Genomic DNA, 23,255 nt, shown 5'->3' with positions numbered 1-23,255 from the left:
TCCGGCCTTGTCCTCCACCGGACCGGAATGCGAATTCTAATAGATAGATTATTATATTTTAGAGACGTCTTTTATTCAAGGGAAATTCCATCAGCGGTTTAATTCCCAACAGCGACGTCTTCATTCCTGTCTTGCGGAGCGGATGGGCGGCGCCTATCTCTCCTGAACGCCAGTTTAAAACGCGAGAGGCGTCACAGGAGTTCCGAATGATTTTTAATGCGGCGAGGCTTGCCTTCAGCAATCTTTTTGCCACCGAGACCCGGTCGGTGTTCTGGAAGGTTCTAGGGCTGACGCTTCTGGTGCTGGCAGCGCTGTGGTTCGCCATCCGCTCTGTCTTCATCTATTTCGCCTTGCCGTGGGTGGATACGCTGATCCCCAGCGTGCCTGACTGGGCGGGATGGCTGACTTTCGTTTTCGCCATTTTCGCCGGAATCGGGCTGGCTTTGGCGTTGGCCTTGCTGATCTCGCCCGTCACTGCCGTTATTGCCGGATTGTTTCTCGACGATGTCGCCGAAGTCGTGGAGAAAAAGACCTATCCCGATGATCCGCCGGGCAAGGCGATGCCCATCGGTGAGGCCGTGGTGTCATCGATCAAGTTCTTTGGCGTCGTCATTGCCGGCAACCTGATTGCGCTTTTGTTGCTGCTGGTGCCGGGCGTCAACCTCATCGCCTTTTTTCTGGTGAACGGTTATCTGCTGGGCCGGGAGTTCTTCGAATTTGCAGCCATGCGTTTCCGCTCGCCCGCTGACGCGCGGCTTTTCCGGCTGAAACACCGCACAACCGTGTTCATGGCCGGGCTGGTGATTGCAGCGTTCCTTGCAATCCCCTTCCTCAACCTTCTGACGCCGCTTTTTGCGGCTTCGATGATGGTGCATCTGCACAAGGCCGTCAGCCGGCGCGATCCGTCATTCGCCGCTGGCCGCACCGAACAATTGCGCGGGTAGTTCCACCAGCGGAGCTGGAATATCGAAGGTCTTTTCCGGTGACTTGCAGATATCGGCAATCACGCAGCGCTCGCATTCCGGTTTGCGCGCCTTGCAGCAATAACGCCCGTGCAGGATCAGCCAGTGATGGGCATGGAACAGATATTCTTCGGGAATAATGCGGACGAGCCGGTCTTCCACTTCATCCGGGGTTTTCCCCGGCGCAAGACAGAGCCGGTTGGCGATACGAAAAACATGGGTGTCCACGGCGAGTGTAGGCACACCGAAGGCCATCGACATCACCACATTGGCCGTCTTGCGGCCCACGCCGGGCAGGGTCACCAGCTCCTCGCGCGTCCTCGGCACCTCACCGCCGAAATTGTCGATCAGCATCTGTGACAAAGCGATAACGTTCTTGGCCTTGTTGCGGTAAAGCCCGATGGTCTTGATATGGCCGATCAACTCCTCCTCGCCAAGTGCCAGCATTTTTTGCGGCGTATCGGCTACCTTGAACAGCGCCCGCGTCGCCCGGTTTACGCCCACATCGGTCGCCTGCGCCGAAAGCGCCACGGCCACCAGCAGGGTAAAGGGGTTGGTATGTTCCAGCTCGCCTTTCGGCTCCGGCCGCTGAATGGAGAAACGGCGGAAGATCTCGTTCAACTCGTCCTTCGAATAGATCGTCTTCACACGCGCCGGTCTGCGGGCGGATGTCGCATTTGACTTTTTCAATGTTTGGGTGCTGGATCGTTTTTTGGCGACTGTCATGACCTATCTATAGCCAGCCCGCCCTGAGGAAATCAACGTGGATACGCTCAACGATCAGCCGATTTTTGCGGCGGAACTCGTTCCGCACCGTTCGCTCGGAAGAAGGGGTTTCCGGCTGCTTCTCGCCTTGTCCGGGCTTGCCTGCCTCCTCCATGGCGGCTTTTTCCTCACCACTGGCGCATGGCCCGTCGGCCTGTTCCTCGGGTTGGATTTTCTGCTGCTTTATGTCGCCTTCCGCGCCAATTACCGGGCAGCGAAGGCGCGGGAAGAGGTGAGCGTCTCGCGCACCAGCCTGTCTATCCGCAAATTCTCCCCGACTGGCCGCGTCGTCGAGCATCGTTTCAACCCCTTCTGGGCCCGCTTCAGGGTTCAGCGGCACGAGGAAATCGGCATCGTCTCCATGCATGTAACGGGTGAAGGCAAGGCAACGGATATCGGCTCGTTTCTCAATCCGGATGACCGGGAAAGCTTCGCCAAGGCTTTCGGCGGTGCGTTGGCGACGGTGCGGCGGATGTGAGCGGATAATTCCGCTTAAAACCCGTCAATCGGCTCGAGGCCGGTATCTCGGCAGAAACTGAGTACGGCGCAAGAAACGGGTGGAGACCGACGCGCTTTGATGGTTTTCTGTGAGGCGTTAGGAGACATGCGATGAACGCCAATATCATGCTGAATGAAGACATCACCCCCATCGGTTCGGATTACGATACGGTGCGCGGGGTTATCGAGCTTTTGACGCTGGATTATCGCGACCAGCCCTCCCTTGAAGCCATTGCCGCAAGGCTCGGCCAGTCGCCGACGCAATTGCAGAAGACCTTCACCCGCTGGGCCGGTCTTTCCCCCAAGGCGTTTTTGCAGGCCGTAACGCTCGATCATGCCAAAAGGCTGTTGCGCGAAGAGGATCTGCCGCTGCTGGAAACCTCGATCGAGGTCGGCATGTCTGGGCCCGGCCGCCTGCACGATCTGTTCGTCACCCACGAGGCCATGTCTCCAGGCGAATGGAAGGCCAAGGGCGGTGGATTGACGATCCGGTACGGTTTCCATGTTTCACCCTTCGGTCTTGCATTGGTCATGGTGACCGATCGCGGCCTTGCCGGCTGCGCTTTCGCCGATCCCGGCGAGGAAAGAGCCTGTTTCGAGGACATGGCCGGTCGCTGGCCGAATGCGGATTATGTCGAGGATCGTGAAGCCACCGCGCCCTATGCCGCACGTATTTTCGAACCGACGCTGTGGTCGGCGGACCGGCCATTGCGGGTCGTGCTGCTCGGCACGGATTTTCAGGTGCGGGTATGGGAAAGCCTTCTGAAAATTCCCATGGGCCGCGCCGTTACCTATTCGCACATCGCCTGCGATATCGGCCAGCCAACTGCCTCCCGTGCGGTCGGTGCAGCTGTTGGCGCGAACCCGGTCTCCTTCGTCGTTCCTTGCCATCGCGCTGTGGGAAAAAGCGGGGCGCTCACGGGTTATCACTGGGGCCTTACCCGCAAACGGGCGATGTTGGGATGGGAAACAGGGAAGGTGTGAGGCAGCTCCCCCTCATCCCTGTGGCAGGCGCAGGAATGAGGAACAGCCTGGGTCGCCTGTCGAGGCCTAAACCAGTTCCATCAACGCTCTTGCCGCCGCCTCGTCTGTAATCAGCGTATTGCACCCGATGCGCTTGATGGTGGCGCGGATGGCGATGGCGCGGTGGGCGCCGCCGGAGGCGAGCACGATGTGTTTGGCCTTGCGCAGCGTGTCTAGATCGATCGCCATGGCGCGCTCGTTGATCGGGTGATCGACGGAACGGCCTTCCGCGTCGATGAAGTTGAACATGGTGTCGCAGACGCAGCCGGCATCGATGAGTTCCTGAAGCGTTTCCTTCGAAATGAAACCTTCCGACAGCGAAGTGGAATGCGGGCCGATATCGCCGCAGGATACGATGGCGAGGTCGAGCGTTTCGGCCAGATCATAAAGTGTGGCAAGTCCGCATTTCTCAATCAGCGCCCGTTTGGTCTCGACGGAGTCCACCAGCAGCGGTGCAAGGAACATGTAACATTCCGCCCCAAGCGCGCTTGCCAGCCGCCAGGTGTAATCAAGCGGGTTTGTCTGGTGCACGGCGACGATACCGCCGAGCAGCGAGACGACCTTGCAGTTTTCCCGGCGCGGCGGGCGAAAGCTGGATAGCGAGGCGGTCATGGTGCGGCCCCAGCCGACGCCGATGGTGGCGTCGTTCGGCACCGCTTCGGAGAGGAATTGCCCGAGCGCCAGGCCAACGGCCTTGGCCGTGCCTTCGGCATTCGCCTTGCCGGGGGATGGGCCGGGGGAGGGAATGATCACCGCCTCATCCAGCCCATAAGCTGCCTCCAGCCTGCCGGCCAGTTCGACGAAATCCTCGATGCCCTCGTTGATCCAGATCTGTACTTCGGAGCGTTTCATCGCCTCGTCCAGAAGGCGTATGACGGTGGAGCGGCTGATGCCGAGCTTCTCGGCGACATCTTTCTGCGTCAAACCCTGATTATAGTAGAGCCATGCGGCACGCAGCCTCAGCGAAGCCGCTTCCGAATAGGCCGTATGGGTTTCTCTTCTCAGTTTCGCCACGGTTTCTGTCACTCTCTTTATGGGGCGGAGTATCGCAGGCATGAAACTTATGTCAATTGCGATGCGCAAATGTCTTGACTTTCGACCTTGCCGCTTGCGATAGTCGGAGCCGGACAAAACCGTGATTTCGGCCTTGGGCGCACCATGGTGCGGGAACGAAAAGACGGCTGTGCAAGTTTACAAGAGATCATGAAGGATCATTCGCCATGACGTCCAAACTCGAACAACTTCGCGCTATCACCACGGTCGTTGCCGATACCGGCGACATCGAGGCGGTTGCGCGCCTGAAGCCGGTGGATTGCACCACCAACCCCACCATCGTTCTGAAGGCGCTCGGCACCCCCGCTTTTGCGGATGCGGTGAAGGAAGCCGTTGCCTGGGGCAAGAAACAGGGCGGCCAGTCTGACGCTGTCGTTGCGGCCGTTGCCGACCGTCTTGCCATTTCCGTCGGTGCAGCCCTTGCAGGTCTGGTTCCCGGCCGCGTATCGACGGAAGTCGATGCCGACCTGTCCTTCGACACACAGGCCTCCATCACCAAGGCACGCCACATCATCGCCTCCTACAAAGAGCGCGGTATCGAGCGTGAACGCATCCTCATCAAGCTGGCTTCCACATGGGAAGGCATCAAGGCTGCAGAAGTCCTGCAGTCCGAGGGTATCGACTGCAACCTGACGCTGCTGTTCTCGCAGGCACAGGCCATCGCCTGCGCGGAAGCGAAAGCTTTCCTCATCTCGCCCTTCGTCGGCCGCATCCTCGACTGGTACAAGAAGTCGACCGGCGAGACCTACACTGCCGAGACCGATCCGGGCGTCGTTTCGGTGCGCAGCATCTACAATTATTACAAGGCCAATGGCATCGGCACCGTCGTCATGGGCGCATCGTTCCGTAATGTCGGCGAGATCGAAGCGCTTGCCGGTTGCGACCGCCTGACGATCAGCCCGGCGCTGCTGGAAGAGCTGGACAAGGACACCGGCACGCTTGAGCGCAAGCTTTCGCCCGACAATGTGAAGGCCGAGCCGCTGCAGTCGCTCGATGAAAAGGCGTTCCGCTGGGCAATGAACGAAGACGCGATGGCAACCGAGAAGCTCTCGGAAGGCATCCGCCTGTTCGCCAAGGATCTGGTAACGCTGCGCGAAATGGTCCGCAAGGAACTGACGCTGGCTGCCGCCTGATAACAAAAAGGGGAACCATCCCGGTCCCCTTTGCGTTTAAGATACAGAAATCTCCAGTCACTTTAAACGCGATCGGTCCCTGCCGGTCGCGTTTTTTTGTGCGTCTCAGATGGTTCCCTGACCCGTCGCCACTTCGGAAATGCGCCTTGCCGCATCGCGGATCAGTACCTCGCAGGCCTCGCGCGTCGGGGCCTTGCCGCCAAGTGGGGTGATATAGGGGCAGGTGATGACGGCAAGTGCGGTACCATCAAGTGTCAGCACGGGGGCGGAAATATTGCGCACGCCTGCGGTCTGCATGCTGTCCATGGATTCGAAACCATTCCTGCGAACTTCCGCCAGCCGCTCCTCAAGGTCTGAAGGCTCGGTTTCCCCGCCACCGCGCACCTGCTCGGTGATCATGATCTTGCGCTGTACCTCGTTCTGGAAGGCCAGCAGCACATGGCCGGAACCGGTCTGGAAGAGGCTCATCTGCGCGCCCACCCGCATGGACATAGCCCAATAGGTGGAGGACTCCTGTTGGGCGATGACGACAACACTGCCGCGGTCGTAAACGGCCAGATGACAGGCCTGCTCGGCGCTTGCGGAAAAATCGCGCATCACCGGGGCTGCGAAAGAGACCAGCCGGCGCACCGGCGCGTGAAAATGTGCGAGCCCGAACATTTTCAGCGTCAGCGAAAACCGGTCACCCTCCAGCCGCTGTACGTAACCACGGCGCACCAGGCGGTCCAGCATGCGGTAAAGCTCGTTCGGGGTTTTGCCTATGGCCTTGGCAATCTCGATCTGCGTCAGCCCGCCATCCGTGCGGGCGAGAAGCTCCAGAATGTCCAGACCCTTGTCGAGGGCGGGGGCGCGATATCTTTCGCTGTCGTCTTCGGTCATCTTGCCTCGGTGGCGTTTTGCAGGCTTGCCTGGCGGGAAATGCACTTTTTAAATACCGTTGCCGCACGCTGCCCTTTTGCGCAAGCCTGCTTGACGTTACATGAATACCGCGTTTACATATGAATTGTCGATCCATATTTGAGATCAATGAAATTCACTGGCGAAATTCAGCGGCTCGGCCCCAGCGGGCGGGTGCGCCGTAGCGGGAGGCTATTCATGGTGCAGGATTTTAACGGGCGGACAGTGGTAATCACCGCAGCCGGCCAGGGTATCGGCCGTGCGACGGCGGAGCGATTCATATCGCTCGGCGCGCGCGTCATCGCCACTGATATCAACGAGCAGGCGCTCTCGACCCTGAAAGGTGCGGAAACGCGGGTTCTGAACGTGCTGGATGGCGATGGTGTGAAGGCTTTTGCTGCCGATATCGGCCATGCGGATGTTCTGTTCAACTGCGCCGGTTTCGTTCATTCCGGCACCATTCTCGATTGCGAGGAAAAGGACTGGGATTTCTCCTTCGATCTCAATGCCAAGGCCATGTACCGCACCTGCCGCGCCTTTCTGCCAGGCATGCTGGAAAAGGGTAAGGGCGCAATCGTCAACATGTCCTCCGTCGCATCCAGCGTGAAGGGCGTGCCGAACCGTTTCGCCTACACCGCCTCCAAGGCGGCGGTTGTCGGTCTGACCAAGGCAATTGCTGCTGATTTCGTCACCAAGGGTATTCGCTGCAACGCCATTTGCCCAGGCACAGTGGATAGCCCGTCCTTGCACGACCGCCTGCGCGCCACCGGCAATTACGAACAGGCCCTGGCCGACTTCATTGCCCGCCAGCCTATGGGCCGCATTGCCACGCCGGAAGAAATCGCCGCACTCGTCACCTATCTCGCTTCGGATGAGGCAGGTTTCACCACTGGCCAGATCCATGTGATCGACGGTGGCTGGACAGGCTGATAATTCCATACGGGAGAGAGGAGAAGGCGACCGGCCCAAAAGCCGGTCGCCTTTTTTATTACGCCACCACGCTTCCAGCGATCAGTGCAAGCACGAGGAAGACCAGGAAGATCACGACGGCGATGAAGAACAGGATACGGGCAATGCCCGAAGCCGCTGCCGAAATGCCGGTAAAGCCGAATACGCCCGCGATCAACGAAATAACAAAGAAAATAAGAGCCCATTTCAGCATGGAGCTTCCCCTTTCGCTTAATTTTCATGAGTTTGCCGCTTGAGGGCAAGCTCATAAAAATGACGCGCAAAAGGGGAAAATGTTCCACGCGCCCGCAAAAATCGTTCCTTTACACCACCGTTTCATTGGCGGCGTCGATCCGGCGGGCCTTGAGGCTGGTGCGAATGAATGTCGCGACGAATGCCAGGCTCATGAACAGTACAATGGTCGGGGCCGGCGCGCTGTCGATCAGGAAGCTTAGCCATATTCCTGCAAGCGAAGAGAGAACCGCAACCGAGATGGCGACCAGGAGCATGGCGGAAAAGCGCCGCGCCAGCAGGAAGGCGATGGCGCCGGGGGTGACCAGCATTGCGACGGAGAGGATGATACCCACAGCCTTCAGCGCGCCGACCACGGCAAGCGACAAAACCATCAGCAAACCGTAATGTAGGATGCGAACGGGCAGGCCGATTGCCTTGGCATGCTGCGGATCGAAGGCATTGACCAGCAGGTCTTTGCGCAGCACCCCGAGAAACAGGGTGGCAAAAAGCGCGATCAGCCCGGTCTCCAGCATGTCTGAAGGCGCAATGCCCAGCATGTCGCCGAAGAGGATGTGATCCAGATGCATGTCGCTCTGCACCTTCACGTAAAGCACCAGCCCCAGCCCGAACATGCCGGAAAAGACGATGCCGAGCACCGTGTCTTCCTTGATGCGGCTGTTTTCCTTGATGAAACCGGTTCCGAGAGCGCAGATCATACCGGCGGTGAAGGCGCCGATGGAAAGGGGAATTCCGGCAATGTAGGCAATCACCACGCCGGGCAGCACGGCGTGCGAAACCGCGTCCCCCATCAGCGACCAGCCCTTCAGCACCAGAAAACACGAGAGCATGGCCATCGGCACGGCAATCATCAGGGTGATGATGAAGGCATATTGCATGAAGGGCAGCTGAAACGGCAGTATGGCGAGTTCGAGATATTCGCTCATTGCGCTTCTCCCAGTGCCTTGCGCGCTTTGGCGCGCGAAGCGAGCAGCCCGTGTTTGGGTGCAAACACGAAAGCGGAAAGGAAGATCGCTGTTTGCAACACAACGATAACGCCGCCGGTGGCGCCGTCGAGGAAGTAGCTGAGATAAGCGCCGACGAAGCTGGTGGTCGCGCCGATCACAAGGCTCATCAGGATCAACCGCTCGAAACGGTCGGTCAGAAGATAGGCAGTCGCGCCTGGTGTCACCACCATGGCAACGACAAGGAAGGCGCCGACGGTTTGAAGGGCGGCAACCGTGGAGGCGGCAAGCAGGGTGAAGAAGATCACTTTCAGCACTTCCGGTTTCAGCCCCACTGTGCGCGCATGGTTCTCATCGAAGAACACCACCATGAAGTCGCGCCATTTCAGCGCCAGTACGATGAGGCTGATGCCGCCGATCAGGGCAAGCTGTATCGTGTCTTCGGTGGTAATTGCCAGAATATTGCCAAGCACGATGGTCTGGATATTGATCGAGGTGGGCGACAGCGACACCATGAACAGCCCCAGCCCGAAGAACGAGGTGAAGATCAGGCCGATGATTGCGTCTTCCTTGAGCCGGGTTTTCTGATTGAGGAACAGCATCGAGCCAGCCGCAAGCCCGCCGGAAAGAAAGGCGCCGAGCGAAAAGGGCAGCCCCAGCATATAAGCGCCCGCAACGCCGGGAACGATGGCGTGCGAGAGCGCGTCGCCGATCAGCGACCAGCCCTTTAGCATAAGATAAGCGGAAAGAAAGCCGCAGACGCCGCCCACAAGTGCGCTGACCCAGATGGCGTTCAGCATGTAGCCATAGGTGAAAGGCTCAAGAAGGCTGTTTATCATCGGCTTTTTCCTTCGGAGCCTGCGGATTTTGTCCGTTCTGGCCGTTCTTTCCGTAGATCACGAAAGGCCGCTCATCGTCGGTAATCACCTTCACCCGGCGAGGATCGGCATCATCATGCAGTTCGGCCCCGCCGAGAACGAAGTGGCGCAAGCTGCCGCCAAAGGCTTTTTGCAGGTTCTCTTCGTTAAAGGTGTCCGCTGTTTTGCCCGACGCCAGAACGGTACCCTTGACGAAGACGGCGCGATCGCAGAATTCCGGTACGCTACCGAGATTATGGGTGGAAACCAGCATGACGCGGCCCTCGTCACGCAGTGCCTTCAACAGCGCGACGATCTGTTCTTCCGTCGTCACGTCGACACCGGTGAAGGGTTCATCCAGCAGGATAACCTGACCTTCCTGCGCCAGCGCGCGGGCCAGAAACACCCGCTTCTTCTGTCCGCCGGAAAGCTCGCCGATCTGCCGCTTGCGATAATCAAGCATATTGACGCGCGTCAGCGCTCTCTCGACCATCTCGTGATCGTGTTTCGACGGAATACGGAAGAAGTTCATGTGGCCGTAACGGCCCATCATCACCACATCCTCAACCAGTACGGGAAAACGCCAGTCCACCTCTTCAGCTTGCGGCACATAGGCGACGAGGTTTTTTCTGAGTGCATCCTTCACGGGTAGGTCGAAAATAGAGACAGAACCGGCGGCCAGCGGCACAAAACCCATGATTGCCTTGAAAATCGTGGACTTGCCGGCGCCGTTGACGCCGACAAGTGCAGTGATCGTACCGCGTGGAATGGAAAAGCTGGCATTTCTTAATGCGGTGTGGCCGTTGCGATAGGTCACTGTCGCATTTTGAACCGTCAGGCCGCCGCCGCTTTTTTTGCTGCCCATTCTCATGAAGACAGTCCTTTGGCGATGGTGCTGCTCGTCACGCGCAGCAGGTCGAGATAGGTCGGAACAGGGCCGTCGGCCTCGCTCAGCGAATCCACGTAGAGTATGCCGCCATAGGCCGCTCCGGTTTCCTTGGCCACCTGCCGGGCGGGATCGGCGGAAACCGTGCTTTCGCTGAAGATGACCTGAATATTATGTTCGCGCATGGCGTCGATCACGCCGCGCACCTGTTGCGGCGTACCCTGGCTGTCGGCATTGACCGGCCACAGGAACAGTTCCTTCAGCCCGAAATCCCGGGCGAGATAGGAGAACGCCCCCTCGCTCGTTACCAACCATCGCTTGTTCTCAGGAAGCGCGGAAAGCTCATCGCGGATGGGCTGCACAGTGGCACGGATCTTGTCGGAATAGGCCTTGGCATTGGCGGCGTAAATCTCGGCGTGGGCGGGATCTATTCCAGCGAGTCCCTTGCGGATATTTTCCACATAGATCAAGGCGTTATCGGGTGACATCCAGGCATGCGGGTTGGGTTTCCCCTGATACGCCCCGCCATTGATCGCCATCGGTTCGATGCCGTCGCTGACAGTCACATCAGGCACGCCTGAAAGATTGGCCAGAAACTTCTCGAACCACAATTCCAGATTGAGGCCGTTGCGCAGCACCAGATCGGCCTTGCGGGCCTTGAGAATGTCGCGAGGTGTCGGCTGGTAGTTGTGAATTTCAGCGCCTGGCTTGGTGATGCTCTCCACCTCTGCCGCATCGCCCGCCACATTGCGCGCCATATCGGCAATGATCGTGAAGGTGGTCACCACCTTCGGTTTTTCCTGCGCGACAGCCGCAGCAGGCAGGAAAAGCGAAAAAGCAAAAAGGGCATGGCGGATTTTATGGAGATTCACGTCTGTCACCGATTTTTGTTGCGATCAACTCGCAACACCATCTGTCATGGAATCACACTTGTCAACGCTATTGCAAATCATTCGCAATTTAGCGGATTTCAAAAATGTCTGAAAATGGTGCGCTTTTGCCCGCACGGCGCCGGGGGGATTAAACTTTTTTCAATGAGAAAGCGGCACTATCGCAAGGCTCGGACAACGAGGTCCCGAGCTTATCCCGCGTGTGTTCCTCATCCTTCGAGCCACGTTCCGGGGTGAGGGCGATAGGCGGGGTACTGAATGTCAGGATTTTGCGCGTGAAGGCTGTATTCGGACGAATGCGGTTTTCGCGCAAACTCGTTATGATCGGAGGCGGGATCCTGCTTTTGGCGGGTGCGACCGGTTCTGCTGCCGTGTTTATCGGCAGCGAGCGGCTGCTCGGGTCCACCTATGCCTCCGCCAACGGGCTTTCCTGCGACGCAGTCCAGACAGTCAACATCCGCAAGAACGGTTCCCTGTGGGTCCGCAAATTCATTCGTACTGACGGCGGCAACGGCACGGACCGGTTGAAAACGGCGCTGCGTGTCGCCAGGGCAGTTTACGACAAACAGAAGCCTGATCTGGTCCAGGTTTCCGTGCTGGATAAAAACGGCCCGCAATTGCGCTCGGAAATGCGCGGCCGCGCCATCGCGGCCCAGGTGGTCTTCATTGCCGACCCGGCGAAAATTCCCGAAGGCGCCGATGCCCAGCGTTATTCCGCCTTTTATTACGATGGTGCATCAAACGGCAGCGGCCAGTTTTACGGGCTGCGCATCGATCTGCCGCTGGAAGATGCCGAAGCAATGGCCGCAAGCCTGAGCGATGCCGCCGACTGCGCAACCCCCGCTTCGGACGCCGCACCCGAAGGGCATGGCGGAAAAGCCGCAAAAGGCTCGGGCGGACACGGCGAAACCAAGGGCGAAGGCGGCGGCGGCCACGACGCTGCGCCGGCGCAAACGCATGAGGGCGGACCCGGTGCGGAAGCCCACGGCGAACCCGTAGCCGACGAAGAACTGCTTACCTCGACCCCGGAAGCCGATGGCGGCAGCATCCTCAGCATCAGCTATCTGAAATCACTGATCTTCGGAAAAGGCACAACGACCGCGCAGGCGGCGGAAGAGAAGCTGGCTGAGGGTGAGGTTGCGCCTGCCGAAGAGCCGGGCGCGGCAAAGGCGAAGGCGGGGCATTAGGAGCGTTTGAGCTCTTGCTGACACCTCGGAATTAAAACCATCTGGAAAATTGATACGGCTGTGCCGACGTTTGTAAAATATCGTCGCAGCGCCTTCTTTCGTGATGCCGGACCTGATCCGGCATCCAGCCGTTGCGCGTCTGCGCCATGAGACGATCTAGCAGGAAATTTTGCTATAGGGACGCAATGTTCGGTAGAGGCCGAGCGCATGAGGGCAAGGGCGGCCATGCGGCCGCCTTCGCTTGAGTGTCCTTAGTCCGCCTTGTTGCGGCGGGCCGGGAAGAGGATGACGTCGCGGATCGAGGGGGCGTTGGTCAGGAGCATGATCAGACGATCGACGCCGATGCCGAGGCCGCCGGCGGGTGGCATGCCCTGATCGATGGCGTCGAGGAATTCGTCGTCCAGCTGCTTGTCCTTTTCACCGCGGGCATGGGCCTGCTCAAGCTGCTCCACCATGCGGCGGCGCTGCTCTTCGGGATCGTTGAGTTCGGAGAAGGCATTGCCCACTTCCCAGGCATTGCAATAGCTCTCAAAACGCTCAACGAGGCGCGGTTCGCCCGGCACTTCCTTGGCGAAGGGCGAGATATCCTTCGGGAAATGCGTGACGTGGCTCGGCTGGATAAGCGTACCTTCGACCTTCTCTTCGAAGATGAAGGCAAGGCATTCGCCCCAGGTCCAGTCCTTCTCGACGGCAAAACCGGCGGCCTTGGCGGCGGCGCGGGCTTCCTCGTCAGTCTTGATCGCAAGGAAGTCGATGCCGGTCGCTTCCTTCACCGCATCAGGCATGGGCACGCGCTTGAACGGACCCTTGAAGGAAATTGTCTGGCCCTGGAATTCCACCTCGGTCGTGCCGTGCAGGGCAATCGCCAGCGTCTCGAACAGACGCTCTACGAGACCCATGATGTCTTCGTAGTCGGCATAGGCCCAATAGCACTCCATCATGGTGAATTCAGGATTGTGCCTTGTGGAAACGCCTTCGTTGCGGAAGTTGCGGTTGATTTCGAACACCTTGTCGGAAAGGCCTGATACCAGCGTGCGCTTCAGGAACAGTTCCGGCGCGATGCGCAGATACATGTCCATCTTCAGCGTGTTGTGGAAGGTCTTGAACGGATCGGCCGTCGCACCGCCATAAACTGTCTGCAGCATCGGCGTTTCCACTTCGAGGAAGCCTTCGGCCTCCATGAAGCGACGGATGCCGGACAGGATCTTGGAGCGCTGCAGGAAGCGCAGCTTGGAGTCCTCGTTCGCCAGAATATCGAGATGGCGCTTGCGGTAACGCAGCTCGATATCGGAGACACCGTGCCATTTTTCCGGCATCGGCAGCAGCGACTTGGTGAGCATGGTGATTTCTTCGGCGTTGATCGTCAGCTCGCCGCGCTTGGTGCGGCGCACCTTGCCGGTTACGCCGATGATGTCGCCAATGTCGATCATCGGCAGAAGATTGCGCGCTGTTTCCGGCGTCGTATCTTTGTGAGAGAAGATCTGCACCTTGCCCGAGGCGTCATGGATATCCATGAACATGCCGGAATTGCGCGACGAATAAACGCGGCCCGCCACCGTTACCGTGTCGCCGGTTTCCGTGTCCGGTTCGATATCGGCATATTTTTCCGCCAGCTCCGCATTGGTCAGCGTGCGATGGAAATGCGCCGGATAGACATCGCCGATCTGCTCGCGCAGCAGCGCAAGTTTCTGGCGGCGCACTTCGGTGGCGTCGGAGGAAAGGGCGGTGGTTTCGGTTGTCTTGTCGTTCATTGTTCAATCCTGTTGCGGCGTTGCCGCGGCGACAATTGCCTCCCGTATCCCTCATTCCTGTGCTTGTCACAGGAATCCAGTGCGCCCAAGTCCTTGGCGCGGGAGACCTCAATTCATTCTTTCACGGCGCCGACGCGCCGTGGCTGGATTCCTGTGACAAGCGCAGGAATGAGGGGTGGATTTAGAACCCGCCCCGGCAGGCATCAAGCACCGCTGCCAACCATCGTGGTCACAACGGCAATAGCGACCTTCAGGCGCTGGCGCACCACGGAGCGGCCGAGCAGCGCCATCGAGTCAAACAGCGGCAGCGAGCGCGAGGAGCCGGAGACGGCGACGAAGAGCGGCGGCGTGACGACGCGCAGTTTCTTGCCCGTGCGTTCGGCAATGTCGCGCAGCTCGGCCTCGATGGCTTCAACGTTCCAATCAGGCATTTTTTCCAGATCGGTGGCAACCGTGGTGAGGATTTCGTGGATTTCCTCGGGCTTGCTTTTGAGACCGGCAAAGGAGGCGGGCGTCAGGCCAACGTCGCTCGAAAGCAGGAAGCCGGCAAGGTTTGGCAATTCGCCGAGCTTGGAAATGCGGCTCTGGGCAAGCTTCAGGCCTTCGGTCAGGCGGGAATTTTCCATCGCCCATTCCAGCGTGCGGGCAATGAAGTCCTCAGGCGTGAGCTTTTCGCGCAGCCAGCGGCCGTTCAGCCAGTCCAGCTTCTGGATATCGAAGATGGCGCCGGCCTTGGAAAGTGCTTCCGGATCGAACTTCGCGGCCAGCTCTTCCATGGTCAGCAGCTCTTCGCCTTCGGCGATCTGGATGAAGAACAGGCCGAGGAAGTTCATCAGCGCTTCCGGCAGGTAGCCGAGCGCGGAATAATAGGAGATGGACGTCGGGTTCTTGCGCTTGGAAAGCTTTGATTTGTCGGCGTTGCGCATCAGCGAAAGATGCATGAATGTCGGCTGGTCCCAGCCGAAATAACGATAAAGCAGGATGTGCTTGGGCACTGAAGCCAGCCACTCTTCGCCGCGCGCCACATGGGTGATCTTCATCAGATGGTCGTCGATGACGTTTGCCATGTGATAGGTCGGCATGCCGTCGGCCTTGATCAGCACCTGCATGTCAACCGAATCCCAGGGGATCGAGACATCGCCGTAAACGCCGTCATGGAAATCGCACGAACCTTCGGTCGGGATTTTCATGCGCACGACGTTGGCTTCGCCGGCGGCGACGCGGGTGGTCACTTCTTCAGCCTTCAGGTGGAGGCAGAGACCGTCATATTTTGGCGGCTTGCCAGCGGCGCGCTGCGCTTCGCGCATCTGCTCAAGCCGCTCGGGCGTGCAGAAACAACGAAAGGCATGGCCTTTTTCCAGCAATTCTTCGGCATAGGGCCAGTACATCGGCTTGCGCTCGGACTGGCGGTAGGGACCGTAGGGGCCACCGACGTCAGGGCCTTCCGACCAGGTGAGGCCGGTCCAGCGCAGCGCCTCCAGAACCTTCTGCTCATATTCCAGCGTCGAGCGGGTGGCGTCGGTATCCTCGATGCGCAGGATGAACTCGCCGCCGTGTTTCTTGGCGAAGAGGTAGTTGAACAGCGCGATGTAAGCGGTGCCGACATGCGGCTCGCCGGTGGGGGAAGGTGCGATGCGGACGCGAACGCCGGAAGTGGTCATGAAATTCACTCGTCGTGACGGGGTGGTGACATCGGGGCGGCTTCACCCTTCTATCACGAAGTTTTCGTTTGAATGCGGCGGGAAAGGGTGCGGAAAGGCGTGTTAAACACACCTTTGCATATTTCCGTTCGGCATCGGCTTAGGCCATATTATGCCGCAGGCGTCAAGGAAATATGGCGCTTGCGCTGTCTCCGCCCGGACGTAAACCGCCCCTAATTCACCGGCCAGACATAAAGCAGCATCGGAATGCTGGCAATGACGATCATGATCGACAGCGGCAGTCCAAGGCGCGGATAATCGCTGAAGCGATAACCGCCCGGACCCATGACCAGCGTGTTGCACTGGTGGCCGATAGGCGTGAGGAAATCGCAGCCGGCGCCGATCGCCACCGCCATCAGAAAGGCCTCCGGCCGAAAGCCGAGCGTGGTGGCGAAACCGGCGGCGATGGGTGCCATGACCAGCACGGTTGCAGCATTGTTGAGGAAGGGCGTTACCGCCATGGCAGTCAACAGGATCATGCCGAGCGCTGCGAAGGGCGGCAGTCCTTGTGCGGCATGGCCGAGCCAGGCGGCGATCAGCTCGCTGGCGCCGCTGGTGCGCAGACTGTCGCTGACGGGAATGAGGGCGGCGAGCATGACGAGGATCGGCCCGTCGATCGATTTATAGACTTCGGTCAGCGGTATCGCGCCGACGACGATCATCAGGAAGGCGGCGGCGAAAAAGGCGACGGATACCGGCACCAGCCCGCTGCCGGCGGCAATCATGGCCGCGGCAAGCACGATGACGGGCAAAAGCGCGCGGCGCTGCACCCCAAGCAGGATCTCCCGCTGCGCCAGGGGCAGCAGCGAAAATTCCTGCAAGACCTGTGGCAGGTTCTTGCGGCTGCCCTGCAGGAGTATGACGTCGCCCGCCTGCAAGGTCAGGTCGGAGAGCCGCTGGCTGACGCGCTGGCCGCGACGGCTGACTGCAATCAGATTGACGCCGCGGGTGTAGGATAGCGCCAGTTCGCGCGCGGAAATCCCGTTGAGAACGGATTCGTTGCTGATAACCGCTTCCATGGAAATAAGGTCAGCGGTCTTCTGGCCGTTCTCGGTGAGCGGCTTGCCTGACAGCAGCAGCTTGGCCTGCGAGACGATACGGTCGAGGCCCTCCGGGTTGCCTTCGAGAAGAATGGTGTCGCCCGGCTTCAGATTGACATCGGGGAAGGGGGAGATACGCCGGGGTCCGCGCAGGATCGTGCTGGCGATTACGTCGCCATCCGCCTGTTTCAACAGCTCCCGCAGCGGCTTGTCGGCGTAGGTGCTGTCGGCGGGAAGCGTCGCTTCGGCGGTATAGGCCGACTGGTCCAGAATATCCTCCATCGATGCCTGCTGGCGGTTGCGCACCGGCAGCAGGCGGTAACCGAAGGTCAGGAAGATGATGCCGATCACGGTCAGCCCGGCACCGACCGGGGTGAAATCGAACATCGAGAAGCTCTGCCCGGTCATTTCCTCACGCAGCCTGGAAACGACGATGTTGGGCGAGGTGCCGATCTGCGTCATGAGCCCGCCCAGAAGGGCGGCGAAGGCCATGGGCATCAGATAATAGGAAACAGGGCTGCCGGATTTGCGGGCGAACTGGAAAGCAACCGGCATCATGATGGCAAGCGCGCCGATGTTCTTGATGAAGGCCGACATGATGGCGACGACGATCATCAGAAAGGCCAGTTGCAGGGTTTTGGAATGCATCTCCGGGAAATATTTCTTGATCGTCATATCGACGACCCCTGAACGCGCCACGGCTGAACTGACGATCAGCGCGCTGCCGACGATGATGACGATATCGTCCGAGAAACCGGAGAACGCCTTGTCGAAAGGCACGACCCCAACCGCCACCGCCACCAGCAACGCGCTGCACGCGACCACATCATAGCGGAACCTGTCCCATATGAACGCGACCATCATGCCGGCGATCACGGTAAAGGCGAGGATCTGGTCGGTCGTCATGCTTGCTTATGCTTTCGAAGGAGAGACGGCGGGACGGACTCTTCCGGTAGGGATGTCGAAGAACGCGAGGCGGGGCATGCGGTTCCGACTGGCCGGCGCGTTCCACACGTTCGCGTCATACCAGCCTTGAGCCGGAATCAGCCGCCGCGCGTCGGCGCGGCGGAAAGTGTTCAGCCCAAGGGCTTGGGCTGAAGGGATGCCGGATCAAGTCCGGCATGACGGGTCGGGGCAATCAGTGCGGTTTGGCCGCCTGTGCTTTCTTGCGCTGTCTGGCGTTACGCGCCAGCATGTTGAGCAGTTCCACCAGCGCCGAAAACGCCATGGCGGCATAGACGTAGCCCTTGGGAACATGGAAGCCCATGCCTTCGGCGATCAGGGTGGTGCCGATCATCATCAGGAAGGCGAGTGCCAGCATGACGATGGTGGGGTTGCGCTCGATAAAGTTGGCGAGCGGCGTTGCGGCGAGCAGCATCACGGCAACGGCAAAGATCACGGCCACGATCATGATCGGCAGATGCGGTGTCATGCCAACGGCGGTGATGATGCTGTCCACAGAGAACACGAGGTCGAGCAGCAGGATCTGGCCGATGGCGGAGCCGAAATTCATCGCAACCGGGCCGCCCACCATGTCTTCCTTGTGATCTTCAGGATCGACATTGTGGTGGATTTCCTTGGTGGCCTTCCACATCAGGAAGAGACCGCCGGCGATGAGGATCATGTCCTTCCACGAGAAGGCGTGGCCGAAGATTTCGAAGACCGGCGTGGTGAGCTGCACGATCCAGGCCACAGTGCCGAGAAGGCCGAGACGCATGATCAAGGCAAGCCCGATGCCGATCTTGCGGGCTTTTTCGCGCTGTTCAGGCGGAAGCTTGTTGGTGAGGATCGAGATGAAGATCAGGTTGTCGATGCCAAGCACGACCTCCATGACGATCAGGGTGACCAGCGCCACCCAGGCAGCGGGATCGGACAGAAGAGGGAGAACGGACTCCATCAGGGAATTTTTCCTTTCAGCAACAAGGCCACCCGAAACATTCGGTTCGTGGAATTTATAGCGCAATACGCGAGAAACAAGGAGACCGCGCCTGTGATAGGCAAGATTTCATCGAAATTTCGCGCAAACCGCGTATCAGGCCCCGTGCCGTTGCCGGTCCAGTCGCCCGTTGCTGAATGATTTCAGGCCTTGTCGGTTCCGTAAGCCGCCATGAACACCATGATGGCGCTGTCGATCACCCGGTCCAGCTCCTCTTCGGGAACCGGACCTTCGAGTTCTCCGAACAGGCGCAGCTTGAAGAAAGTGCCCGTGGAAAGCTCGATATATTGCCGGGCGGCAAGTTCGACGTCATCGACCTTGAGATGGCCGAGCGAGACCTGATGCTCGATGAAATCCTGAAGAACGGTGCGCACGTTGTTGGGTGCTGCGATGAAGAAACGCTGCGCCAGCTTCGGCATGCGGTCGATGACGCCGATCACCGAGCGCATGGCCGGTATCATTTCGGAGCAGATCATCTTGTTGGCGAAGGCCTTGCCGAACTGTTTCAGGCCGTCGCGCACCTCTTCGGTGCCGGCCAGAATGTTGCGCATGGAGGTCGCGAATTCCTGGCGGTGATGATCGACAAGGGCGGCGAACAGGTCTTCCTTGTTGGAGAAATAGACATAGATCGTTCCCTTGGAAACGCCGGCTTCCCGCGTGATGTCGTTCATGCTGGCGGCATCGAAGCCCTTGCGCTTGAACACGCGCCAGGCGCCGGCAACAATCTGCTCACGCTTTGCCGGGTCTTCGCCCGCAGCAAAACGCCCGGCGGGGTTTCCCGGACAGCCCGTTTCGGTTTCCGTCTCCATATCCATGTCCATGTCTTCACCTGCCATCGTTACCGGTTCCTAGCACTGCAATGGCGTAAAAAAAATTAACCGAACGTCGAACCAATCAGTTCGATTACACTTGATATGTGTCAGGAAAGGGATTATGTCAATCGAACCGAACGGTTCAGTTCGAAAAACTTTCTTCAATTTATCACGGTACAATCTCATGTCGGCCCAGAAGAATAGCGCGGTTCGCGCCGTCAACGATGCGGAAGAGGCGGACGTTTCCGCCAAGGCTGAGACCTCTCCGGCAAAGCCGGTGGAGGCCCCGCCGCAACAGCCGCCACAGACAATTGCCGCACCGAAGAAGAAGAAGCGTTCGCCGCTTCTGCCGATCTTTGCGATCGCCCTTCTCGCCGGCGCCGGCTGGTACGGTTATAACTGGTGGATCGACGGTCGCTTCATGGTTTCGACGGATGACGCCTATATACAGGGTGATATCGCGGTCATCGCGCCCAAGGTTTCGGGTTACATCGCCAAGGTGAACGTTGTCGAAAACCAGGAAGTCAAGGCGGGTGATCCGCTGGTCACTCTGGATGACGGCGACTATCGCATCGCGCTTGAACAGGCCGACGCGCAGATCCGCACTGAGGAACTGTCGCTGAAGCGCATCGACGCGCAGATCATCGGTGGCGAGGCAGCGCAGGAACAGGCCGTTGCCCAGAAGGGCGCTCTGGATGCGGCCCTTCGCGGCGCGGAAATCACCCAGAAGCGCGCCACCGAATTGCAGGCGAAAGATGTCGGCACCGTTGCCGCTTCCGACAGCGCGCAGGTCGCGCTCGATCAGGCCAGGGCGAATGTCGTAGCCGGCGAGGCGGCGATCTCGTCCGCGAAAGCCAATGTCGAGCTTCTTCGCGCCCAGCGCGAGGAAGCCGAAAGCACCATCCGTTCGCTGCAACTTTCCAAGGACAAGGCGGCCCGCGATCTGGCCTTCACCGTGCTGAAAGCGCCCTATGACGGCGTTATCGGCAATCTGGCGGTGCAGACGGGCGATCTCGTTTCGGTCGGCAAGCGCCTTGCTTCGCTGGTGCCGTTGAACGAGCTTTATATCGACGCCAATTTCAAGGAAACGCAGCTTGCCCGCGTGGTGCCCGGTTCGAAGGTCCGCGTCCATGTGGATGCTTTCGACGACGAGACCATTGAGGGCACGGTCCAGTCGATCTCGCCCGGTTCCGGTTCGGTCTTCTCGATGCTGCCGCCGGAAAACGCCACGGGTAACTTCACCAAGGTCATCCAGCGCGTACCGGTGCGTATCGTCTTCTCCAAGGAAGATCTCGCCAAGCACAATCTGCGTGCGGGCCTGAGCGTCGTCGTCGATGTGGATACCCGCACGGCGCCGGAAAACACGAAAACGGCGCACGTTAACCCATAGGCCAACCAGGGCGTCGTTGAGGGCAAGATCATGGCGGCTACGGTTGTCGGCACAGGCGGGGTATCTGTCCCCGTCGATCCACCCATGGACAAGCGCAGACTCATCGCGTTCTTCGCGATGGTCTTCGGCATGTTCATGTCCATTCTCGATATTCAGATCGTCTCCGCCTCGCTTGCGGAAATCCAGGCAGGTCTCGGGGCGGGCTCCGACGAGATCGCCTGGGTGCAGACATCCTATCTGATCGCAGAAGTCATCATGATCCCGCTGTCGGGCACGCTGGCGCGCATCCTGTCCACGCGCGTGCTGTTTGCCACCTGCGCCGCCGGCTTCACCCTGTCGAGCGCGCTCTGCGCCACCGCGACCAATATCGACCAGATGATCGTCTACCGGGCGATCCAGGGCTTTATCGGCGGCGGCATGATCCCGTCGGTCTTTGCGGCCGCCTTCACCATTTTCCCGCCCTCCAAGCGTTCGGTCGTCTCGCCGATCATCGGTCTCGTCGCCACGCTTGCGCCCACCATCGGTCCCACGGTTGGCGGTTATCTTTCCAATGCCTTTTCCTGGCACTGGCTGTTCCTCGTCAATATCATTCCCGGCATCATCGTCACCATCCTGACATGGAGCCTGATCGATTTCGACAAGCCTGAAACCTCGCTCTGGAAGAAGTTCGACTGGTGGGGGCTGATCTCCATGGCCGTCTTCCTCGGCTCTCTGGAATACGTGCTGGAAGAGGGCAACAACAAGGACTGGTTCAACGACGAGCATATCGTCATCGGTTCGGTGGCCATGGTCATCGGTGCGGTGGTGTTCTTCTGGCGTGCCTTCAAGGTGGACTTCCCCGTTGTGGACATCCGCGCCTTTGCGGACCGAAATTTTTCCATCGGCTCGCTGTTTTCCTTCGTGATGGGCATAGGGCTTTACGGGCTGACCTATCTCTACCCGCTCTATCTCGGTCGCGTGCGCGGTTACGATGCGCTGATGATCGGCGAGACCATGTTCGTTTCCGGTCTTGCCATGTTCTTCACCGCGCCGATTGCCGGCAAGGTGTCCACCAAGCTCGATCCGCGCATCATGATGGCCATCGGCTTCATCAGCTTCGGTTGCGGCACGTGGATCATGACGCATGTGACCACCGACTGGGATTTCTACGAGCTGCTGATTCCGCAGGTCCTGCGCGGTTTCGGACTGATGATGTGTATGGTGCCGATCAACAACATCGCGCTCGGCACGCTTCCGCCCGCGCGCATCCGCAATGCCTCGGGCCTGTTCAACCTCACCCGCAACCTCGGCGGTGCAGTTGGCCTTGCCGTCATCAATACGCTGCTGTCGCAACGCACCGACGATCATTATGTGCGGCTGGCGGAACATGTCAGCTATTCCAATCCACAGGCGCTGGAGTGGCTGAACAATGTCGGCGCGAACTATGATTCCTACGGGCTGGACGGTGCTTCCGTCGCGATCAAGAAGCTGGTCGGCATGGTTTCGCAGCAGGCGTGGATACTCGCCTTTGCGGATGTGTTCTTCGCGCTGACGCTGCTGTTCGGCAGCCTGATCTTCATGACCGTGCTGATCCAGAAACCCAAGGCGGCGCCGCCACCAGACGCGGCGCACTGAACAAAATCCCCTCCCATCCACCGCAGAGCTGGGGCCGTCGGAAATGACGGCCCCTTTTTTGTCTGGTTGCGATACTTTTCCGTCATGCCGGCCTTGAGCCGATATCCAGTAAGCCCAAGTCCTTGGCCCAGGGCTAAAATGACGGAAGTTGTTGGTCAGCCCCGATATTCTGCAGCCTGTTGATTTTATTGATGTGTCTAAATCCTTGGGAAAAGCCGAGGGATGATGCCGGGCAAAGGCGCGTGCCGGCAGTTCAGAGATGGAAATAAAGCGAAATCATCATCTTGCTGAAAATGTGAGGTACGTACATCATTTTTCGGTTTACGACGGCGGCAAAGCTGGATATTCAAATGGCACGGGAGGAAACATGAAGCCGACAGTTCACGATATCGCCGAGCGGGCGGGTGTCAGCCTTGCCACCATCGACCGGGTGCTGAACATGCGCCCCGGCGTTCACGCCGCTACTCGAGCGCGGGTGGAGGCGGCGATTGCCGAGCTTGGTTATGTGCGCGATATCGCCGCCGCCAATTTGGCCAAAGGTCGCAATTATTCACTGGTCTTCATCCTTCCCGGCAACGACAATTCCTTCATGGCGACGCTGCGAGCCGAAGTTCGTGCCGCAGCCGCCCGCGCCCATCTGGAGCGCACGGCGATCCGCGTTATAGAGGTGCCGCCTTTCAATGCCGCGGCACTGACGGAGGCGCTGGAAGTCGCGCG

Annotated in this window: 22 protein-coding genes; 9 read left to right on the top strand and 13 right to left on the bottom strand. The window is 59.3% G+C overall.

Translation table 11 applies throughout. The features are described from left to right. Positions 1 to 206 precede the first annotated feature (206 nt). On the top strand, positions 207 to 944 hold the full coding sequence (locus tag T18_RS14185) for a sulfate transporter family protein (protein WP_003516176.1): 738 nt from the start codon (positions 207 to 209) through the stop codon (positions 942 to 944). Here T18_RS14185 and nth read toward each other — a convergent pair. Beyond that, positions 906 to 1,688 (bottom strand): endonuclease III, encoded by a 783-nt coding sequence (gene nth, locus T18_RS14180; RefSeq protein WP_038494977.1) that lies wholly within the window; start codon positions 1,686 to 1,688, stop codon positions 906 to 908. The two genes, T18_RS14185 and nth, sit on opposite strands and share 39 nt — an antisense overlap. Before the next feature lie 37 nt (positions 1,689 to 1,725). On the opposite strand from nth, the gene T18_RS14175 reads away from it, so the two are divergent. Both T18_RS14175 and T18_RS14170 read left to right on the top strand, forming a co-directional pair. Further along, positions 1,726 to 2,205 (top strand): DUF2244 domain-containing protein, encoded by a 480-nt coding sequence (locus T18_RS14175; protein ID WP_003516181.1) that lies wholly within the window; start codon positions 1,726 to 1,728, stop codon positions 2,203 to 2,205. 131 nt (positions 2,206 to 2,336) lie between these two features. Beyond that, on the top strand, positions 2,337 to 3,209 hold the full coding sequence (locus T18_RS14170; protein ID WP_003516183.1) for a methylated-DNA--[protein]-cysteine S-methyltransferase: 873 nt from the start codon (positions 2,337 to 2,339) through the stop codon (positions 3,207 to 3,209). 66 nt (positions 3,210 to 3,275) lie between these two features. Here the strand turns inward: T18_RS14170 and T18_RS14165 are convergent, their stop codons facing one another. Further along, on the bottom strand, positions 3,276 to 4,262 hold the full coding sequence (locus T18_RS14165) for a sugar-binding transcriptional regulator (protein ID WP_003516185.1): 987 nt from the start codon (positions 4,260 to 4,262) through the stop codon (positions 3,276 to 3,278). 206 nt (positions 4,263 to 4,468) lie between these two features. Between T18_RS14165 and tal the strand changes: the two genes are divergently transcribed. Beyond that, positions 4,469 to 5,434 carry a transaldolase gene (gene tal, locus T18_RS14160; RefSeq protein ID WP_013762313.1) on the top strand — a complete coding sequence of 322 codons (966 nt, stop codon included), beginning with the start codon at positions 4,469 to 4,471 and terminating at the stop codon, positions 5,432 to 5,434. Between the two features lie 105 nt (positions 5,435 to 5,539). Here the strand turns inward: tal and T18_RS14155 are convergent, their stop codons facing one another. After that, positions 5,540 to 6,313, bottom strand: a complete 774-nt coding sequence (locus T18_RS14155; RefSeq protein ID WP_003516189.1) for an IclR family transcriptional regulator — start codon at positions 6,311 to 6,313, stop codon at positions 5,540 to 5,542. A gap of 216 nt (positions 6,314 to 6,529) precedes the next feature. Between T18_RS14155 and T18_RS14150 the strand changes: the two genes are divergently transcribed. Then, entirely contained in the window at positions 6,530 to 7,261 is a 732-nt protein-coding gene (locus T18_RS14150; RefSeq protein WP_013762314.1) for an SDR family oxidoreductase, read from the top strand. A 58-nt stretch (positions 7,262 to 7,319) separates the two neighbouring features. On the opposite strand, the gene T18_RS14145 is transcribed toward T18_RS14150, so the two are convergent. From T18_RS14145 to T18_RS14125, 5 genes are all read right to left on the bottom strand, one after another. Further along, a complete protein-coding gene (locus tag T18_RS14145; protein WP_003516193.1) occupies positions 7,320 to 7,493 on the bottom strand; it encodes a DUF1328 domain-containing protein in 174 nt (57 codons plus the stop codon). Between the two features lie 109 nt (positions 7,494 to 7,602). Beyond that, positions 7,603 to 8,457: a metal ABC transporter permease gene (locus T18_RS14140; protein WP_019566953.1), complete on the bottom strand. Its 855-nt coding sequence runs from the start codon at positions 8,455 to 8,457 to the stop codon at positions 7,603 to 7,605. Beyond that, positions 8,454 to 9,314: a metal ABC transporter permease gene (locus T18_RS14135; protein WP_003516197.1), complete on the bottom strand. Its 861-nt coding sequence runs from the start codon at positions 9,312 to 9,314 to the stop codon at positions 8,454 to 8,456. Before T18_RS14135 ends, T18_RS14140 begins: the two co-directional genes overlap by 4 nt. Continuing rightward, on the bottom strand, positions 9,295 to 10,203 hold the full coding sequence (locus T18_RS14130; protein ID WP_038494982.1) for a manganese/iron ABC transporter ATP-binding protein: 909 nt from the start codon (positions 10,201 to 10,203) through the stop codon (positions 9,295 to 9,297). Before T18_RS14130 ends, T18_RS14135 begins: the two co-directional genes overlap by 20 nt. Then, positions 10,200 to 11,090, bottom strand: coding sequence for a metal ABC transporter substrate-binding protein (locus T18_RS14125; RefSeq protein WP_013762318.1), 891 nt, complete (start codon positions 11,088 to 11,090; stop codon positions 10,200 to 10,202). The genes T18_RS14130 and T18_RS14125 overlap by 4 nt, the downstream gene beginning before the upstream one ends. Before the next feature lie 314 nt (positions 11,091 to 11,404). Here T18_RS14125 and T18_RS14120 point away from each other — a divergent pair, with 314 nt between their 5' ends. Next, complete coding sequence (locus T18_RS14120) at positions 11,405 to 12,295, top strand: hypothetical protein (protein ID WP_025595055.1); 891 nt, start codon at positions 11,405 to 11,407, stop codon at positions 12,293 to 12,295. A gap of 251 nt (positions 12,296 to 12,546) precedes the next feature. Here the strand turns inward: T18_RS14120 and lysS are convergent, their stop codons facing one another. The 5 genes from lysS to T18_RS14095 all read right to left on the bottom strand — a co-directional run bounded on the left by lysS (position 12,547) and on the right by T18_RS14095 (position 19,558). After that, positions 12,547 to 14,046, bottom strand: coding sequence for a lysine--tRNA ligase (lysS, locus tag T18_RS14115; RefSeq protein ID WP_013762320.1), 1,500 nt, complete (start codon positions 14,044 to 14,046; stop codon positions 12,547 to 12,549). A 203-nt stretch (positions 14,047 to 14,249) separates the two neighbouring features. Continuing rightward, a complete protein-coding gene (gene gltX / locus T18_RS14110; protein WP_038495888.1) occupies positions 14,250 to 15,707 on the bottom strand; it encodes a glutamate--tRNA ligase in 1,458 nt (485 codons plus the stop codon). Positions 15,708 to 15,919: 212 nt separating this feature from the next. After that, on the bottom strand, positions 15,920 to 17,692 hold the full coding sequence (locus tag T18_RS14105) for an SLC13 family permease (protein WP_003516208.1): 1,773 nt from the start codon (positions 17,690 to 17,692) through the stop codon (positions 15,920 to 15,922). Positions 17,693 to 17,924: 232 nt separating this feature from the next. Next, complete coding sequence (locus T18_RS14100) at positions 17,925 to 18,683, bottom strand: TerC family protein (RefSeq protein WP_038494985.1); 759 nt, start codon at positions 18,681 to 18,683, stop codon at positions 17,925 to 17,927. Positions 18,684 to 18,865: 182 nt separating this feature from the next. Further along, positions 18,866 to 19,558: a TetR/AcrR family transcriptional regulator gene (locus T18_RS14095; protein WP_038494988.1), complete on the bottom strand. Its 693-nt coding sequence runs from the start codon at positions 19,556 to 19,558 to the stop codon at positions 18,866 to 18,868. Positions 19,559 to 19,718: 160 nt separating this feature from the next. On the opposite strand from T18_RS14095, the gene T18_RS14090 reads away from it, so the two are divergent. The 3 genes from T18_RS14090 to T18_RS27710 form a co-directional block, all read left to right on the top strand. Then, on the top strand, positions 19,719 to 20,924 hold the full coding sequence (locus T18_RS14090) for an HlyD family secretion protein (protein WP_019566960.1): 1,206 nt from the start codon (positions 19,719 to 19,721) through the stop codon (positions 20,922 to 20,924). A 30-nt stretch (positions 20,925 to 20,954) separates the two neighbouring features. Further along, a complete protein-coding gene (locus T18_RS14085; protein ID WP_013762324.1) occupies positions 20,955 to 22,538 on the top strand; it encodes a DHA2 family efflux MFS transporter permease subunit in 1,584 nt (527 codons plus the stop codon). 367 nt (positions 22,539 to 22,905) lie between these two features. Further along, positions 22,906 to 23,255 (top strand): LacI family DNA-binding transcriptional regulator (locus tag T18_RS27710; protein ID WP_323455225.1); only part of this gene is annotated, 350 nt, incomplete at its 3' end.

The sequence above is a fragment of the Rhizobium sp. TBD182 genome (genome assembly GCF_001950375.1).
GTDB classification, from domain to species: domain Bacteria; phylum Pseudomonadota; class Alphaproteobacteria; order Rhizobiales; family Rhizobiaceae; genus Agrobacterium; species Agrobacterium tumefaciens.
This window is presented reverse-complemented; position numbering and strand designations above follow the sequence as displayed.